Consider the following 16,373-nt stretch of genomic DNA (forward strand, 5'->3'; position numbering starts at 1 on the left):
GTGTTTAGGTTTTATAGCAAGATATATGCTAGTTATTCCTTTAAGTCTGTTTATGTTTTGCTTATTTTCAGCGCTTGGACATAGCTTTCTGGCGTGCCTATATCTAGGTAATGGCCATCTACTTGCCAGCCTTGGATCCGATTGACCATTTTAGGAACAATGTCTGTGCTTAATTCGTATTGTTCCCCTTCCTTTAACGTTGAGAAGTAGTTATCAAATACACATGAGGAAAATAGAAATAAGGCGCCGCTGGCGAGATTGCCTGGAGGGTTTGCAACTTTCTCATGAAATTCAGTGACAACTTGATGCTCGTTTAATTTTACAATACCACAGCTATGTGGTGTCGGAGTTTCAAATAGTAGCAGTGTCAAATCAGTATTTTTATCACGATTTTGATGTGCCCTTAGCATACTTTGCAAATTGCTTTGGCAGTAGTTGTCGGCATGTATAACTAAACATTCATCACCTTGCCAAAACGTTCTATTTTGAATCAAGGTGCCCGCTGTCCCCAACAGTTTCGGCTCGTAGACTCGTTTTATAAAAGCTTTGTGGGGGTGTGAATCAATATACTGCTCCACCTGCTCATTAAAGTAATGAGTGTTGATTAAGATTTCTCGTACCCCTAAGGATACGAGCTTGTCAATCCATAATCCGAGCAGCGGTTGGTGATGAATTGGTACTAAGCACTTGGGAAGTGAATCTGTAATTGGTTTTAGGCGGGTTCCAAGACCCGCTGCAAGTAGAATAGCTTTCATATCTAGTGGAATGACTCTGAAATTGCTTTTTCGAATACGTCGATTGAAAGTGGCACATTTCCTAATGAAGAAACTTGGCAAGCAGCTGCCAAACTGCCTAAATAAAAGGCTTCCCATGAACTGGCACCAGCAACAAGAGCCAATGAACTTGCTGCTAAAAAGCAATCACCAGCACCTGCGGGATCAGTCGCATTGGTATTAATTGCTGGCAATCTATCATTTTCCCAGTGTTCAAATGTAAGGGTTGGTTTATGAATAAAGATACCGTCCTCTCCTAAAGTGATCACTAGGTTCTTTGGTTTTGCTTTGTTGGTTAGCTTTTGTGCAAGCACCACTAGGCCATCGTCAGGGTTGCTCAATGCAACTCGAGTTTCTCGTTCTGTTGGAGTAATTAAATCCATATCTGTGTAACGAGATATATCACCAACTTGAGATGAGGTCTGGCTGTCAGCAACTACCTTTACAGAGTGTGTTTTGCAAAGTTGTGAAATTGTGTTTACTAAACTCTGTGGTAAGAGCCCGTAGTTGAAATCTGAGAAAACTAATAAATCAAGTTTTGCTATCTCTTGTTCTATTGCACCAATAATATCTTTTTGTAACTCAATTGGGATTTTATGTTGCCTAACCTGATTCACTCGAAGTAATGTTTTGCTGGACGCCCTATATCTTGTTTTCAAAGGTGTTGGACGGGTAGAATCAGTAAAAAGGTAAGGGGTGACGTGGTAGTTATTAATATGTTCACTCACAAAACTGCCAGCGGCGTCATGCCCGATGACCGAGACGAGAGATACCGAGTTTGCTCCTAATGCTTTAATGTGTCCAGCAGTAATGGCTGCTCCACCTAAATATTTATCCGTTTTATTTGGTGTCATCACAATTGTTGGGTCTTCTTGTGACATACCCACGGCTGTGCCTTGTATATATTCATCTACGATGGCTTCACCTATCACCAAAACGTTGAGAGATTTTACTTTATTCAATGTGTCACTGAGTTTTGAGGCTTTAATATTGTGACGGCTCGCATAATTGCGCATTTCAGCAAAGTCGAAGCTACTAGCTGGACGGCTAGTTTTTTTAATGTATTGCTCTGCATTACTTTCAAATTCACCAGAACCAAAAATGAGTTTTCCCCCATACTCATTCAGTATGTCCAGCTCAGGATTTGCTCTGCATTCAAATTCTTTTCCTTTCACAACTGCATAAGGACGTAAGATGTTAACTACATCTTGTGGTAGGTCGTCGGTCAGAAATGCATGATCAACGCACTCAAGTGAATTAACCATTTCTAGACGGTGCTTTTCACTGACACGACTTTTAACAGGCATCGTTTTGTCTTTATTAACGGCAACAATTAGCTCCTGACCACAAGAGCGTGCGAAGCTGAGCAGTCTAATATGTCCTGGGTGTAGTACGTCAAAATTACCTTGAACTAGAATGCATTTACCAGAGGTACTTACTTTCGCCATGCTTCCAACCCTAACTGAACACAGGTTTCCAGGTCAGTAAACTGAAAATTTTCAAAAATAGATGAATTGATCATGGTTGTATTAAGCGGTCTTTTCCCAGTGCTATCGAGCTCAGCAAACTTAATATCTCGGATACATTGTGTGTCTAGGTTTAGTGCATTCGCTAGATATGTGGTTAAGTCAAAACGGCTAAATACTTGTGGATTACAAAAGTTAAAAATACCTGTCTTACGTTCTTGGATCAGCAGCTCTATGGCTCTAACAATATCTGTTACGGCGGTTGGGTTGAATATTAAATCTGAAGCAGCCTTCACTTCGTTGCCTGATGCTAACTGATTTACAATGTCATTCAAAATTGTACCGTCTTGGCCTGCGACCCCAACAATTTTAGCTAACCTGACGACACATGCATTATTACCTGTAATTTTCATTAGGCGAGATTCTATTTCTCGCTTTTGCACACCATATTCTGATACTGGAGTTTCAGAATTATCATCTCTGTAGGCGCCAGAAGAGCCCGGAAACACGTTATCAGAAGAAATAAAGACGATAGGTATTTGTTTGCTAGTCAATTGCTTTATGAGCTTCTCGGTAGCACGAACGTTAACATCAAAACTTTCAAGTGGGTTGGCATTAATGTAACCAATATTGGTCAAAGATGCGCATATAACAGCAACATACTTATTTTCAGGTTGAATTTTTAATGAATCCAAATCATTTTTTGCTAAGTCGAATTGAATCAGATCTGGCTTGTAATTTTGACCATACGTACCAATTGTTTGAGAGTTCTTAGTACCGAAGTATTTGAATAGGTGCCCGCCAAGTAAACCACTGGCACCAAAAATAATTGGGGTTATTTGCTGAGTTTTTTCCATATATCCTCTGCTAATTCAATATCAACTAGTGCTTCTTTAGCGCTGATTACATTGTCAGTTTTCTTTTTTTGAACACTTTCTATAAATGTAGCTGCCTGACTTTTAAATGCCCAGGACCATTCAACTTGTAGTTGGGTACTTTGAGATATTTCACCACTTTGCTGCAACTCAATAGTCGCTGGTACATTACGTAATAAAGCTGGTGGCAAAGTGACAACTAATTGACCTCTTTCGAAAATGAATGTGCACTTTTCTTGCCAATGTTTTTGTTCTACTTCCCCTGTTTCTAGCATGATAAGCTGATCCTGTACACGCATAACACAAATATGCGCTAGTGGTGAGACTGTATTAAAGTACTCAACAGAAGGCTTTTCGCCGACAAAATATCGAATGAAATTGAGTAAATGGGAGTGGACATTCACATATCTTGCAAAAAGAGGTTTGTCACTTTGGCATAAAAAGCTGGGTGCAAATTCCGCTTCATTTACCATGGTAGGCCTTGCTTCTTCACCATGAATGTAACCCGCAGCTTTGCAGTAGCTATCGCCCATATAGCACTGCGCACTAATTTGTAGCAGCTTTCCTATGGAATTTTTAGCGATAAGATCGTCATAAATTTTTTTCGCTTGGATAACACCAGCATCGCAACGCTTCATATAGCCGACACAATAAACAAGGCTATTTCTTTCAGCTAGTTGGACAAGTGAACTAGCAATATCACTGTTGCCAGCCATTGGCTTTTCACTAAATACGTGTTTACCAGCTAATAGACAATCTTTGACAATATCAACGGTGTGAGAGCGTGCCGTGACGACAACCACAGCATCTATTTGTGTATCCGCCAGTAGTTCCGTGTGAGTACTATAGCGATGAGTAATCCCAAATTTATTGGCTACTTGATTTAATAAGTTCGGTCGAAGATCGGCAATTGCATATAATTCACAATTGTTCAATTGCGCATAGTTTTCAATATGCGCAATTTGACCAATAAAGCCTGCACCGATAAAACCTAAACGAATTTTACGCGATGAAGTCTGCATAGTTATCTTTATTTATCAGTTGTACTGTTGGAGTTAGAGTTAAAAACTGCCCGCCGTTTTGCAGATATGCTTCGTGCTTACGAACAATCGCTTTTGCGTGTATCCAAGCTAGGATAACAGTCAACGCCGGTTTGGTTTCATTGATAGTTTGTGTCGGTTTAACTTCAATGAGATCACCTGGTGTAAACAGGCCAACTTTTTGCTTGTGGTCGTCATAGACTTCACTTACTTTATTGCCAATCTCATATTGAGTAAGTAACATTGGTCCACTGCGAGCTGCGCCATAGCCAGCAATGATGCCTCCGTTGTCTATCGTTAATTGTACAATTTCCGCGACTTCTTTTTTCATAGCATCAAATCGTGATACAAATTGTTGCATTGTACTGAGTTCATGTAGTTTTGCGCTTTCTTCAGATTCCAGCATTGCAGCCACAGTAGGTTGGATTTCTCTGGGTCCTTGCTTGTGCTGTGCAAAGCCAATAATAGAACCGCCTTGGATAGAAACATGCTCTACATCAAAAACTTCAAGACCTTGGGATGATAAAAAGTCGATCATTGGGCGCAGTGAGTGATTGCACAAATGCTCGTGGAATATTGTCCCAATTAGCATTTTGTCTATGATATCTTTGAGGTAAGAGACTTCGAAAACAAATAGTCCGTCACGGTCTAATACGTTCGCTATGCCTTTTAATAGATCTATCATTTGGTCAGCGTGCGCAAAGACATTAAAAGCAGTGACAAGATCTGCTTTTCCATATTTTTTCTGGATTTCTAAGCCTTTGGCATCTGTCATTAAATCAGCGAGAGTCTCTATACCTTCGCTTGTTGCTTTAGCTGCAATTTCGGTTGCTGGGTCAATCCCCAGTACTTTAAAGCCTCGCTCTTTGAAGCACTTTAAAAATGTTCCATCGTTACTACCTACATCAATAACAAACTTTTTATCGAAGGGTCCATACTTTGTCATTACCTGCTGAGAAACTTCATTGAAATGGTCAATAATTCCCTGAGTTTGTCCTGAGTGATAAGTGTAGTCAGACCATAAGTACTCTGGGTCAATCACATCTAATATTTGTACATGCCCGCATTGTTTGCACATGTAAAGATCGACAGGGAACAGAGGGGTTGTTACCCCTTCAGGATCAGAGACATATTTTTCGGCAATAGGGGTCGGCGCAAAAGGAATTGCCAAAGGTACATCCGTGCTTAAACACAAACGACAGTTGCTTCTATGCTGGTAATGACTCTTAGTTTCTTGTTCAAGATTCTGATTCATATATATTCTCTTACAATTAATCGCTAACGCTATTGATATAGTAATTTTCTACTTTGCTAATTGCAGCGAAAATAGCGTTAGCAGTATCTGCTGTGTAATTTTCATTCAAGTATATGTTGAATGACTTATCTCTTGCTGCTTGGGCGTTTGGTGTGTATTTGTGTTCAGTTAAATATGGGTGAGCCCAAGCCCATTGAGCGATAACAAAGCGATAATGAGGGTTAAGCTCCACTCCTTCAGCAAGCAAAGCATTACAGAATGTTTCTTTGTCTACCGATGTATCTTTCATATATACGGTCAAAAAGAAAGGGGATGTACCTTGGATAAATGGCGGTACATGACACAATTTAGAATTTTGCAGTAAACTGGTCATTTCCTTACAAAATGCTGAACGTTTCCTGATGGTATCATCTAGCCGTTGCAAAGAAGCGATACCAATCGCGCAGGAGAGTTCATTTGTATTCCAGTTGAGGGCGGGAAATAAATAAGCTTCTGCATTACGTTCTTGATAGTCAGGGTTTTCAAAATCCTTACCTCGGTCTCCATAAGACAAAGCCTTATAGTATAACTGTTCATTAGTGGTAAAAATTAAACCGCCGCTTCCACCAGAAGCGAGACTTTTTCGATACATTGTAGAAAGGGCACATATATCTCCAAATGAGCCTAATTTTCGACCATTAAATTCGGCTCCAGGTGATTGAGAACAATCTTCAATTAATTTAATATTTCTCGCCTTTGCTTTTTTTGCAATGTTTTCTATGTCTGCATTAATGCCGGCGCAGTGAACTAGCAGAATTGCGCTGGTCTCTGGTGTGATAACCTTTTCAATTTGTTCCCAGCTGGTGTTAAGGCTATCGCTGTGAGTATCTGCTAAAGATACTTTGAAGCCTTGTAACACTGCTGCATTAAATGAGCCTGGATCCGTGATGGGCGACATGACAATATGGCTATTTTCAGGCAGTTCTAATGCTGCGATGGCTACATATAGGGCGGCAGTGCCGGTTGCAACAGCAACTGTATACCCGTCGCCCATATAGCGACTGAATTGCTCACAATACTGTTTTTCATATGGGCCATAGTATCCAGGGTCTAGATCTTGAGTACTATAATGACTAATCGCGGCATTAAGAGCGGCTATCTCCTGCTTACCAAATGCTACTCGTTTTGGCATTGGTGTGTTTATCTGTTTCTCTCCACCATGAATGGCTAAAGTTACTTTATTCATACTCATTGTTCTTTTCTAAACTCTTTTTTAGCTTGCTATAAAGGTGCTCAAGCGCAGTGAGGTCTGTGTTTGCAGAAGACCATTTTGGTAGAATAACATCGGCTTCTTTGTTGTATGGGCCGACCAAGGTTTCATGGTAGACAACATAGTCACTCATGCAAATAGGTAGGTGCCAAATCCCCCCCTCAATTCTTTGCATTAAATCCTGACCTTTACCGAGTTTTATTACTTGTTGAACAGCACCGTTGTCATCAAAGATAAATGTAGCCAATGACCCATTAATTAAGTGTATTGATTCACTTTTCCCTACAGGGTGTTTATGTGGGGGAAAGCGAGCCTCAGCTAATACAACGATAATCATTTCTTGAATGTGTGCCGCATTATCTTGATGCAAGCAAAGACGATAGTGTCCATGCTCAGACTTTTTAGCTTTAGCAATTAAGGTCTCTATATCTGTCTGACAAATTTTGGATATAGGATGTTGGTTAAATTCAGCCGCTGACATTATGAAAGCTCAGTTTGATACGCTGCGTGTGCCAACGTGGCCATCGGGCTTATTGCAAAAGATGTCCGTATTAACTTTGACAAAGCTTTTGCCCTGACTAAAGTAATGTCACAGTTTCCATACTGCGCTAATAGCAGGTCTTTATTTTGAAATAGAGGCAATCCAAACTGATGAAAATCTCGCACTCGTTTCGTATGTCTCTGTGCTAAGTACTCAACGTTGTGTGCATTGTGGTCAATGAGTGTATATGCCTCCTTAGTATCTTCAAGGTAAATATCAGGAGCAAATAATTCTTCAAAGTGATGAATATAAGTGCAAGATTCCAGCGCCACTCCCAAACAAAGGATATAGGTATTTGATAACAAATCTGAGTTTTCAATGATGCCATAGGGACTATTTTCGGAACAAGGTCCTGATGCTAAGTGATGGCTGGCAGTTAATACTTGGGCTGCTTTACCCCATGCTGACACAGAATGGGTAGGGTGCAAACTTCTATGAGTAGCAAATTGTGTTCTAAATATTTCTGATAAAACACCTGTATGGGATGGGGTGGTACGCAAGTCGAATGTATTCTTTTCTGGTGTAACTGTTCGCCATGTCATTGTTGGCATTATTACGTTACCTTCGAAAAAGTAACGCTGTAAAAATTGACAAAATGACTCAATCTGAACATCTTGCTTACTTAACTGTTTAAAGGCACTGTGAACCATGATTGTACTTTGGTTATTTACATTCATAGGGCGAAACAAAGTATCCTCTAACCACTTATCAAACGTCATCTGACTGTTGCTCCAAAATTACACATTGCTGTTTGAAGTAAGCGCAAATAGACTCCGTGGTTTCTACATCATACGGTATTTGGTGAGTACCATTTTTCGCGAAAAATTGCTCTTGACCTATTTTAAAGCCTGCTCTTTCTAGCGTAGCCTTTGAAGTTGCAAAATGCCGTTCGTCAATCGGTGAATACCGTATGGAAGAGCAACCTTTCAGAAAGTAATAGGCAAAGCTTGGGCCGCCTGATGAGCTCAAATTAATATATGCTGAATTGTAGAGCGCAATTCTTAAGTGGAAATTAACAGAGGCTGCTGGTAGCTCTAAGGCAATGTTTGAGAGTGCACTTGGACTCAAGCACTCAGATGTATCCCTGATTACAATTGGGAAAAACTGCTCTTTATCGAGTGATTCAATAAACTCCAACCAAGGGGTAATAGGGGAGTTTCTCTCAGGGTGGGTCATCGTATTACGCAGCGTTAGTGTAACTAGTTTTTTACCAGCAACTTCTTCACTCTGTAGCAGCTTGTCAACCATGATTTGTGCTGAGTCAGGCACAGTTAACTCGGGTAATGGTATTCCATCATCAATGTATGTTTCTAATTTTAATAAACCATAAGCTTTACCTGTACCTTCAGACAAAATTGAAGCAGGGAACACATGTTTTTTTGAGCCTATGAAATGGCTCAGCTCTTCTCTATGAGTGATATTTGTAGTACCAATATATGAGGAAAAGCTTTCGAAAATAGGCCTGACTATATTGGCTATGCGCCAATTTCTTTCACTCTCAGAATAGTGAGCAGAGAAGGAAAACTTGTCATTATTGATTTCAGGAGATAATACATAAAAATGAATGTGTTTTAGGCCTAGCTTAATTCTGTGTGCTTCAGCAACGGCTGCAAAGCTTAATGCATCGAAGCATGGAAGGTTCACACTTAGGTCATAAACGACATGTAATATTTGTTCTGGTTGATTACCTTGTTTGACCGTATCAACGCAGCGCATAACTTGACTGTACGTAATATTATAAAACTCAATTTTGTCTAGTTCAAAACCCGTCTCAATCAATGAATTGGCAATATCGTCGACAAACATTGAGCAAATAATGATTTTCTCAATACTTTGTTTATCTTTAAGTGCCAGTTCATCAAGGCTGTAAACACGCCTCTCTTTATAGTTTTCACCGCCAGTAGTTGTCGCTAATAATGCGTTTGGATATTGCTTGAGTAGCAGATCTGTTACGCTATTGATGCCATATAGCACGATGTATGATGTATTCATGCTTAGATATGACCTTGTGATACTTTTGGCACAGCGTAGAGTACGGTCTCAACAAGGCCGCCATCATGCTGCCTTAAATAAAAGTCATATTTGTTAGGCGCAATATTCTCTATCTGAAATTGTAAAGAGTATAGATGTTCAGGCTGGTGGTAAGCTGATATAGCTAATAAAGGAGTATTTTTACTTATAATACCTTGTGCGCCATCAATTGCCTGTGGTTCGAACGCCTCAATATTCATTTTAATAAATGAAGGTGTTGTATTTTTTAACTCTGCATCCAATGAGGTAGTATCAATGCTTAGTTCACCCGACTCTGAAAATAGTGAGGCTCGCTCATTATTGGCTGAAAAGTTTAGCTTAGTGACTTTATCTCCGACGCCCTTGTTTATGCATTGTACTTGCTGGTAAGCGGACATGTTAACTTTCAACCGCTCAAATGTATTTGGATCTGGCTCAAACGCATAAACATGTTTGACTGCAGATTTATAACGGTTTAAGTGTATAGAGACACTATCTCCATCAAAAGAGCCACAATCTACATAACTATGTGCGAAAGGCGTTAAATCAATATCGGTTGGTAGGTACAAATCCCAATCTATAAAGTTCCCCATAACGGTAGGGTCGCCATGTAAGCGATAATCTAAACATGAGGCAAGTACGCCAACAGATATGTCATCTGCAAGGCTAGATCTTAGCTGTTTCAAAGCAGATACACTGTTTGACATGGTTTCTAGCATATCTTTATGAAAAAAGTGCGGTTCAAAGCTTTCAGGGTATAAAGCTTGAAGGTGCATAAATGTAGTCACAGAAGCAGCTTTGAGTTCTTTGCACTTGATGTATACATGGTACGTTCGGTGCGTAGCAAGAATAATGTGACGCTCAGTGATATTTTCAGCACAAAAAGGCATTATGCTTTTGCCATTGAGTACTTGAGTTCCTACCTTTTCTTTATTCATGTCAACAATGCGTACATCCGACGCTTGCAGAGAATCACAGATAGTGAGGAGTCTAATCCCTTCATCAGCAGCACCGACGATTGTGATGGGCTGGTTTATTAATGTATTTAAATCAAGATGGTTATTACGCTGTGCTTCACGAAGCTCCTCAACGCTATTTTCTTCGATTACTTTAATTAATTTATCTAGATAAGAAGTGTTGTCCATATCTACCTACATTTTTTCCAAGAGTTTAATCTGTCCAATCTATTGTAAAAAGTGAATTCAGCTGAGGTTCTAATAAGCAGATTTCCCTCTTGTTTCTCTTCGAATATATTTGACGCCCAGCGGTCACAATTTTTACAAAATGGTACTTTTTCCCACTCGCCATTTTCATGGTGCTCGCGTATTTTGGTCATCGCTTCACCTTGCCAGACTTCCTTAACACTGGTTTCAACAGCATTGCCAACGACGACATCTTTAAAACCGTCAAGGCAGCAAATAGAAACATCCCCATTGGTATGGATAGTCATCGTTTCGTAGAGCTCAGCGCAGGGTTTCCTTTGTTCGTGGTTTATATCTATATGTGGGAATTTTCCATCTTCAAATATTTCACCAATACGTACAAAATCAGTAATTTCTACCCATTTGTCTATAAAATCTTGAACCTCATGAACATTCTCTGGTTGTTTAGTGAAAGAAACGCCAATACGAGGGCTTGGGCTATCGCCTCTGATAGCAAGTAGATGTTTCACATGAGCTTCTATTTTCTCAATCTTTTCAACGCCACGAATTTTGCTTAATGTTTCATTCGTGGTTGCATCGATACTGACTGTAATGCTGTCAACATCAATTTCTACAAGAGAGGCTGCCATTTTTTTATTCATCAATAAGCCGTTAGAGTTCATTGAAATGGTGAACCCTCTGCGTTTCATACTGCGCAAATGCATTAGAATGTCACGGCCCATCAAGGGTTCGCTCCACAGGCCTGGCCCTATGGTCTTGGTGTGACCTTCAATTTCATCTAATATTTGCTTTGCATCGGTGACCTTCATGTGTTTCTTGATAATTGCATTGACTTTAGGATCGTCCGTGCTGCCATGTACGACACACATAGGGCATTTCAGGTTACAGTCTGAGCTTAAATCCATCAGAACCCTACTTGGGTATGGTTCTAGTGGCAATTTGTACGTACTCATATGCTTCTCCTAAGTTGCTATTGCGCAATCTTAATCAGAGCTCTCACAATTTTTTTATTATGTAAGTCTTGTAGTGCTTGATTTATATCTTCTAATTCATAGTTATGGGTTAGCAATGCTTCCAAGTTTAATTGGCCTTGCTGATATAATTCTACGAATTTTGGAATGTCTTTATCAGGGTTACTACCACCGCCCCAACTACCACGAATCGACTTACCACGATGGAAAGCATGTGGCTCTAAAGATATTTTTAGCTCGTTACTTGGATGTGAGGCGAATACACATTGTCCGCCACCATCTTTGACTGATTCAAATGCTTGCTCGATAGTTTGTACCGTTCCGCCAGCCTCTAAGCTGTAATCAACGCCAATACCATTAGTTAAAGTGTATATTTCTTTGACCGCATCTACTTTGCTTGCATCAATAGTGTGCGTAGCGCCAAGCTCTTTTGCTAGAGATAACTTGTCTTCATTCACATCTACGGCGATTAATTTTGTGGGCTCACTGAGCTTTGCTGCAAGCAATGCACTCATACCAATACCGCCAAGACCAAAAATGGCGATTGTTCTCTCTTTTTCAGGCTTTAGTTCATTAAATACTAACCCTAGACCAGTTGGAAGTGCGCAGCCTAACAGTACGGCAAGTTTGTCAGGAAAGGTGGGAGGTAATTTTACAAGCCTGTTTTCAGCAACAATGGACTTTTCACATAAAGTGGTGGCACTGCCTGAGTTAATTAAATACCCCTTATGTGGGTATTTTCCGCCTGGCGCATTTAGACCTTCTCCTTGGATCCAGCCAATCACAACCTTATCACCGGGTTTTATTTTGGTTACACCATCACCAATACCTTCTACAATACCCACGCCTTCGTGACCTAGTAGGTGGGGTAGGTATTTATCTTCTCCCCTACCTCCTTGCACTTCCATAAGTTGTGAATGGCACAGTCCACTGTACAAAATATTCACTTGAACTTGTCCGGCAGAGAGTGGTGGCATCTGGATATCGTCAATAATTTGGAGTGGTTCACCAGTTTTAAATAATACGGCTGCTTTCATGCTGTCTCTCTTAGTACTTTATTTAAGCCTATGACTTTTATTGATATTTTATCAAAATAGGCATCGCATTTATGTAGTTGAGCAAACTGGACTTGCTTCAATTTCTCTTTCTGTTCTTCAATGCAAGATATATTCCATGAGAATAGTCTACGTTTTTGAACTTCTGGTAAAAATTCATTTAGCATGATCAGGCACCACTTTAATAAAGTGAGTTCGTAAACTTTTAATGTGTCACAAGGATTATCTTTTAAATCTTTAAATAGTTTTATAGACAAAAATTGCGAGGCATGTTTGATATCAACTGGCACGGCAGGTTGTGAGAAAAAATCAGCAAATAGCTTCCAAGGTGTATCCAAGCCTGCATACTCAAAGTCGATGAAGTAGAGAGCTTTATTTTGCTTCAATACGTTGTGAAAGCCAAAGTCAGAAGGGGAAACAATATTTCGCTCAATTGTTTTATGCCAATGAGCTGGTAGCGAACTCCTAATCTTATTATGTCGTTGAGCTATTTTCTTTAACATGGCAGAAAATTGTTCGGCTATACTCTCGTTGTCTGGTTGCACCGCCTCAAACCTGGTAAGTCGTTCGCTTACAATATCGCAAAAACCGTCCAAAGAATTGGGGCTTTCACTCGCTACGGTGAGAGGGGTAGCTAGCTGACAAGCATTGATCTCTTGAATAAATAAGGCGGCCTTTAGTACCGCTTCAGAGTTGGCATTTGTTACTTTTTCGCCATCAATATATTCAAATAGACTCACGCCAAGTGACGTATTGATTGCAATGGGCTTTGGAATAGTGAAAATACCGGCTTCGCTCAGAGCTTGGCTAAACAAAAATTCGTTTTGCTGTTTTTTCTGAGCTATTGCTTGTGATAACTCAAAGCATTTTAAAAACCATGAGGATTGCCCCGCAGAGACTTGTATACCAAGGTTATTTGCACCTCCACTTAACTGACGGAATTGCAAATTTGGCTGCTTCAAAATTTGCTTGAGCCATGTATTCACAGCATCAGTTAACATAATTGCGCATTTACCTCATGCCAGTGCGTAATGTGGTTTGATTGATCGTTAGATAAATTTGGTTGAAACAACAATGCTTGGCAACTTGTTGGAAAGTCTGAATGAGTTAGAACTTTTTCTAAATCATCAATGAAAACATCACACTTTAATTCTTTGATTTTATTTACTTTTGTATCAAGTGTCTCATTAAAAAACAGTGTGTCTTCCTCGAAAGGAGCGTTAATTTGACCGATGAAGTTATTGGTCGCTAACCAGTTTTTAGCTGCTAAGTGAAAATCTACTTTGCTACCAATAATGGGATATCGCGTCTTGTGAGACACTAAATATAATGTATGGCCTTGCTCTTTTAGAGACTGCAAACATTTTAGTGCGCCATCATATGGCACTGCTTGACCAATTTCTTTGCCATAAACAATGCCTTGTAATTCAGTCCACTTTGGTTCTCTATTTTGTTGTATAAAATAGTCTTTAACTTCAGTTTTACTTTGGCCAATATCGGCACTAATCCAACCGAGTTGCAAAGCAACTCGGTAAAATACGCCTGTGTAGTCCGCAATAGTATTATCAAAGTCAATGCCAATGATCATACGATACCTCTCTTTGAAAGTATCGTAATGATGTTTTCAACAGTTAGCCCTGCTTGTGCACGTGCATCACCAGGTGAATGTACTTGGTCGATAAACTTATCTGGGATACCAAACCTATGGATACGTGGTGATGAATTCAACTCAGAGCAAAATTCCAGTACTGCGCTACCAAAACCGCCATTAACATTGTGCTCTTCGAGAGTAACAATGTGATCAAAGCGAGCTGAAGCTGAAGTTAGGTAGTCTTCATCTAGAGGCTTCACAGTATGAAAACTTACTAATTCAGCGTTAATTCCTTTTGTTGATAATTCATAATGCAGCGCTTGCGCGAGTGGCGTAATCGTTCCAGTCGCTAAGATAGTTACCTTTTCACCAGCGACCATTGTATGTGCCTGACCAAATTTTAAAGCCGGTTCAGCGTCATGGACACTTGGTTCGTTTTTCTTACCGATCCTAAAGTAGCATGGTTGATTGAGCTCGATAAGCTGAGGCATTAAAATTTCCAGCTCTTGTGCATCCGCTGGGCAAACAATATTCATGTTTGGTAGGGAGCGCATCAATGCGATATCTTCAAATGAATGATGGGTTGGGCCCAAATTTGCGTACGATAGTCCAGAGCCTGTCCCAACGATAATCACAGGCTGGTTCTGATAGGCAATATCAATCTTTATTTGCTCGAAGTTACGTGCAGTGGTAAACGGCGTGATGGTATATATAAAAGGTTTGTGTCCCATCATGGCACTACCTGCTGCCATAGATGCCATATTTGCTTCTGCGATACCTGCATTAATGGCACGATCTGATGCAAATTCTTTTAATGGGTTAAAAAGCCGGTTACCGATATCAGCATAAAAAAGCAGTAAACGTTGGTCTTCTTTTGCCAGTTCAGTCAAGACCCTTGCAAAGGCATTTCTCATAGTCCGAGCTCCTTTTTCGCCATGTCTACTTCATCAGCTTTTGGAATTCGGTAGTGCCAGTTGTTATCATTTTCCATAAAGGATACGCCTTTACCTTTAATCGTATCTGCCACAATACAGACTGGCTGAGATTGTTGCTTTGCCTGTTCAAAAGCATTTTGCAAGCTATTTAAGTCGTGACCATTAATACGAATGGTGTGCCAGCCAAAAGCGCGCCACTTTTCTTCCAGTGGCTCTAAGTGCATGATATCGCAGCTTTCCCCAGTACCTTGAAGCTTATTGAAGTCTACAATTGCGACCAAGTTATCAAGCTTTTTCCCAGCTGCAAACATAGCGGCTTCCCACACAGTGCCTTCATTGAGCTCGCCATCTCCCATCAAAACATAAAAACGATTCTCTTTTTGCTGAAGCTTTGTGCTCAATGCCATACCTGCTGCGAGGGAAAGTGCGTGTCCTAACGATCCTGAGACTGTTTCAACACCAGACGGGGCATTGATCCCCGGGTGCTCTTCAAATTGGCTGCCTGTTTGCCCATGCTCGTATAGAGCCTGAATGTCAAAAAAACCACGGTAGGCAAGTGCCGTGTAAAGGGCACTGGCTGCGTGACCTTTCCCTAATAAAAAGTAATCTCGATCACTTGCGTTTGGCATGTTAGGGTCAATATTTAACACGCGCCAGTAGAGCGTGGCTAAAATATCTACGCAGGATAAACAGCTGCCGAGATGGGGGGTTTTAGTCTGGCTAGAGACATCACATAATGTATGTCTCATTTTTGCCGCTATAGTTTCAAGATTCATAATTTACTTTACGGAATAAACCAATAGAAATCGCCAGTGTAGCCGTTATCTTGGAAAAATTGTTTCCAATCATCTACATGCATGATGGTTTTGGCTGTTAATGCCCACTCGAGCATGCGTTCTTTTTCTTCATCGTTGCGGTAAGCATCTACAGTAATAAATGATTTACCGCGACTTACTCGTTCGATTTCCTTCAGTGCTAATGCACACTCTTGCTCATCTAAGTTATGGATAGTATTAATCGACATCACTACATCGAAGCTATTGTCTTCGAAGGGTAGTGATTTTGCGTTGCCCTGAGTCAATATGTCTTTAACTTCTTCTTTTGCATGCTCAAGAGCATACTCAGATATATCTAAGCCTTGTAGCTGTATGCCAGGGATTAATTGCTGTAAATCGTAGAGCATGAATCCTTTAGCACAGCCAACGTCTAGCAAGCTGCTTTGGGCAGACAAACCAAAATGAGCTTGTAAATCTGGTACAACCGGTTGCCAAAAGCGTGAGAAGTAACTGAATCCGCCATAACCATAAGTGCGGTCACCGTCGAAAAAGTCTTTACCATATTGCCTTGCAATCTCTCTGTCGGCTTCGGTAATGACGTTGGCTCGGCCTTTAGTGTCTCGCTTAGACTTAGGGTAATTTTTTAATAGGTCTATTTCTTGTCCTAGCATAT

Annotated in this window: 17 protein-coding genes; all 17 read right to left on the minus strand. The window is 40.3% G+C overall.

Annotation, left to right across the window (positions count from 1 at the left end):
- Window positions 1–50 precede the first annotated feature (50 nt).
- From N477_RS07760 to N477_RS07840, 17 genes are read right to left on the minus strand one after another with little or no spacing between them, the layout of a single operon-like run.
- Entirely contained in the window at window positions 51–755 is a 705-nt protein-coding gene (locus tag N477_RS07760; RefSeq protein WP_063363441.1) for a nucleotidyltransferase family protein, read from the minus strand.
- A gap of 2 nt (window positions 756–757) precedes the next feature.
- Window positions 758–2,221: a PfkB family carbohydrate kinase gene (locus N477_RS07765; protein ID WP_063363440.1), complete on the minus strand. Its 1,464-nt coding sequence runs from the start codon at window positions 2,219–2,221 to the stop codon at window positions 758–760.
- The gene (locus N477_RS07770; RefSeq protein ID WP_063363439.1) at window positions 2,209–3,096 is read right to left on the minus strand and encodes an SDR family oxidoreductase; all 888 of its coding nucleotides are present in this window, start codon (window positions 3,094–3,096) and stop codon (window positions 2,209–2,211) included. Before N477_RS07770 ends, N477_RS07765 begins: the two co-directional genes overlap by 13 nt.
- Entirely contained in the window at window positions 3,075–4,136 is a 1,062-nt protein-coding gene (locus N477_RS07775) for a Gfo/Idh/MocA family protein (protein ID WP_063363438.1), read from the minus strand. Before N477_RS07775 ends, N477_RS07770 begins: the two co-directional genes overlap by 22 nt.
- Complete coding sequence (locus tag N477_RS07780; protein WP_063363437.1) at window positions 4,117–5,409, minus strand: class I SAM-dependent methyltransferase; 1,293 nt, start codon at window positions 5,407–5,409, stop codon at window positions 4,117–4,119. The genes N477_RS07775 and N477_RS07780 overlap by 20 nt, the downstream gene beginning before the upstream one ends.
- A gap of 16 nt (window positions 5,410–5,425) precedes the next feature.
- Window positions 5,426–6,634: a DegT/DnrJ/EryC1/StrS family aminotransferase gene (locus tag N477_RS07785; protein ID WP_063363436.1), complete on the minus strand. Its 1,209-nt coding sequence runs from the start codon at window positions 6,632–6,634 to the stop codon at window positions 5,426–5,428.
- Window positions 6,627–7,139 carry a WbuC family cupin fold metalloprotein gene (locus N477_RS07790; RefSeq protein WP_063363435.1) on the minus strand — a complete coding sequence of 171 codons (513 nt, stop codon included), beginning with the start codon at window positions 7,137–7,139 and terminating at the stop codon, window positions 6,627–6,629. The genes N477_RS07785 and N477_RS07790 overlap by 8 nt, the downstream gene beginning before the upstream one ends.
- On the minus strand, window positions 7,139–7,918 hold the full coding sequence (locus N477_RS07795) for an AAC(3) family N-acetyltransferase (protein WP_063363434.1): 780 nt from the start codon (window positions 7,916–7,918) through the stop codon (window positions 7,139–7,141). The genes N477_RS07790 and N477_RS07795 overlap by 1 nt, the downstream gene beginning before the upstream one ends.
- Window positions 7,908–9,191 (minus strand): hypothetical protein, encoded by a 1,284-nt coding sequence (locus N477_RS07800; protein WP_063363433.1) that lies wholly within the window; start codon window positions 9,189–9,191, stop codon window positions 7,908–7,910. Before N477_RS07800 ends, N477_RS07795 begins: the two co-directional genes overlap by 11 nt.
- A 2-nt stretch (window positions 9,192–9,193) precedes the next feature.
- Entirely contained in the window at window positions 9,194–10,354 is a 1,161-nt protein-coding gene (locus N477_RS07805) for an FkbM family methyltransferase (RefSeq protein WP_063363432.1), read from the minus strand.
- A 2-nt stretch (window positions 10,355–10,356) separates the two neighbouring features.
- Window positions 10,357–11,325, minus strand: a complete 969-nt coding sequence (locus N477_RS07810) for a radical SAM/SPASM domain-containing protein (protein ID WP_063363431.1) — start codon at window positions 11,323–11,325, stop codon at window positions 10,357–10,359.
- Between the two features lie 17 nt (window positions 11,326–11,342).
- Window positions 11,343–12,380, minus strand: coding sequence for a zinc-binding dehydrogenase (locus N477_RS07815; RefSeq protein ID WP_063363430.1), 1,038 nt, complete (start codon window positions 12,378–12,380; stop codon window positions 11,343–11,345).
- A complete protein-coding gene (locus N477_RS07820; protein WP_081216574.1) occupies window positions 12,377–13,399 on the minus strand; it encodes an aminoglycoside phosphotransferase family protein in 1,023 nt (340 codons plus the stop codon). Before N477_RS07820 ends, N477_RS07815 begins: the two co-directional genes overlap by 4 nt.
- Window positions 13,393–13,986 (minus strand): hypothetical protein, encoded by a 594-nt coding sequence (locus N477_RS07825; RefSeq protein WP_063363429.1) that lies wholly within the window; start codon window positions 13,984–13,986, stop codon window positions 13,393–13,395. The genes N477_RS07820 and N477_RS07825 overlap by 7 nt, the downstream gene beginning before the upstream one ends.
- A complete protein-coding gene (locus N477_RS07830) occupies window positions 13,983–14,903 on the minus strand; it encodes a transketolase family protein (RefSeq protein WP_063363428.1) in 921 nt (306 codons plus the stop codon). The genes N477_RS07825 and N477_RS07830 overlap by 4 nt, the downstream gene beginning before the upstream one ends.
- On the minus strand, window positions 14,900–15,700 hold the full coding sequence (locus tag N477_RS07835; protein WP_063363427.1) for a transketolase: 801 nt from the start codon (window positions 15,698–15,700) through the stop codon (window positions 14,900–14,902). Before N477_RS07835 ends, N477_RS07830 begins: the two co-directional genes overlap by 4 nt.
- Before the next feature lie 8 nt (window positions 15,701–15,708).
- Complete coding sequence (locus N477_RS07840) at window positions 15,709–16,371, minus strand: class I SAM-dependent methyltransferase (protein ID WP_063363426.1); 663 nt, start codon at window positions 16,369–16,371, stop codon at window positions 15,709–15,711.
- Window positions 16,372–16,373 lie beyond the last annotated feature (2 nt).

The organism is Pseudoalteromonas luteoviolacea H33-S (assembly GCF_001625695.1).
Lineage (GTDB): Bacteria > Pseudomonadota > Gammaproteobacteria > Enterobacterales > Alteromonadaceae > Pseudoalteromonas > Pseudoalteromonas luteoviolacea_B.

What these genes read in the sequence shown, in the direction of transcription:
- N477_RS07785 (WP_063363436.1), bottom strand. Translation starts at nt 6,634, where the DNA reads ATGAATAAAGTAACTTTAGCCATTCATGGTGGAGAGAAACAGATAAAC.
- N477_RS07790 (WP_063363435.1), bottom strand. Translation starts at nt 7,139, where the DNA reads ATGTCAGCGGCTGAATTTAACCAACATCCTATATCCAAAATTTGTCAG.
- N477_RS07815 (WP_063363430.1), bottom strand. Translation starts at nt 12,380, where the DNA reads ATGAAAGCAGCCGTATTATTTAAAACTGGTGAACCACTCCAAATTATT.
- N477_RS07780 (WP_063363437.1), bottom strand. Translation starts at nt 5,409, where the DNA reads ATGAATCAGAATCTTGAACAAGAAACTAAGAGTCATTACCAGCATAGA.
- N477_RS07765 (WP_063363440.1), bottom strand. Translation starts at nt 2,221, where the DNA reads ATGGCGAAAGTAAGTACCTCTGGTAAATGCATTCTAGTTCAAGGTAAT.
- N477_RS07820 (WP_081216574.1), bottom strand. Translation starts at nt 13,399, where the DNA reads ATGTTAACTGATGCTGTGAATACATGGCTCAAGCAAATTTTGAAGCAG.
- N477_RS07770 (WP_063363439.1), bottom strand. Translation starts at nt 3,096, where the DNA reads ATGGAAAAAACTCAGCAAATAACCCCAATTATTTTTGGTGCCAGTGGT.
- N477_RS07830 (WP_063363428.1), bottom strand. Translation starts at nt 14,903, where the DNA reads ATGAGAAATGCCTTTGCAAGGGTCTTGACTGAACTGGCAAAAGAAGAC.
- N477_RS07805 (WP_063363432.1), bottom strand. Translation starts at nt 10,354, where the DNA reads ATGGACAACACTTCTTATCTAGATAAATTAATTAAAGTAATCGAAGAA.
- N477_RS07810 (WP_063363431.1), bottom strand. Translation starts at nt 11,325, where the DNA reads ATGAGTACGTACAAATTGCCACTAGAACCATACCCAAGTAGGGTTCTG.
- N477_RS07835 (WP_063363427.1), bottom strand. Translation starts at nt 15,700, where the DNA reads ATGAATCTTGAAACTATAGCGGCAAAAATGAGACATACATTATGTGAT.
- N477_RS07840 (WP_063363426.1), bottom strand. Translation starts at nt 16,371, where the DNA reads ATGCTAGGACAAGAAATAGACCTATTAAAAAATTACCCTAAGTCTAAG.
- N477_RS07775 (WP_063363438.1), bottom strand. Translation starts at nt 4,136, where the DNA reads ATGCAGACTTCATCGCGTAAAATTCGTTTAGGTTTTATCGGTGCAGGC.
- N477_RS07795 (WP_063363434.1), bottom strand. Translation starts at nt 7,918, where the DNA reads ATGACGTTTGATAAGTGGTTAGAGGATACTTTGTTTCGCCCTATGAAT.
- N477_RS07760 (WP_063363441.1), bottom strand. Translation starts at nt 755, where the DNA reads ATGAAAGCTATTCTACTTGCAGCGGGTCTTGGAACCCGCCTAAAACCA.
- N477_RS07800 (WP_063363433.1), bottom strand. Translation starts at nt 9,191, where the DNA reads ATGAATACATCATACATCGTGCTATATGGCATCAATAGCGTAACAGAT.
- N477_RS07825 (WP_063363429.1), bottom strand. Translation starts at nt 13,986, where the DNA reads ATGATCATTGGCATTGACTTTGATAATACTATTGCGGACTACACAGGC.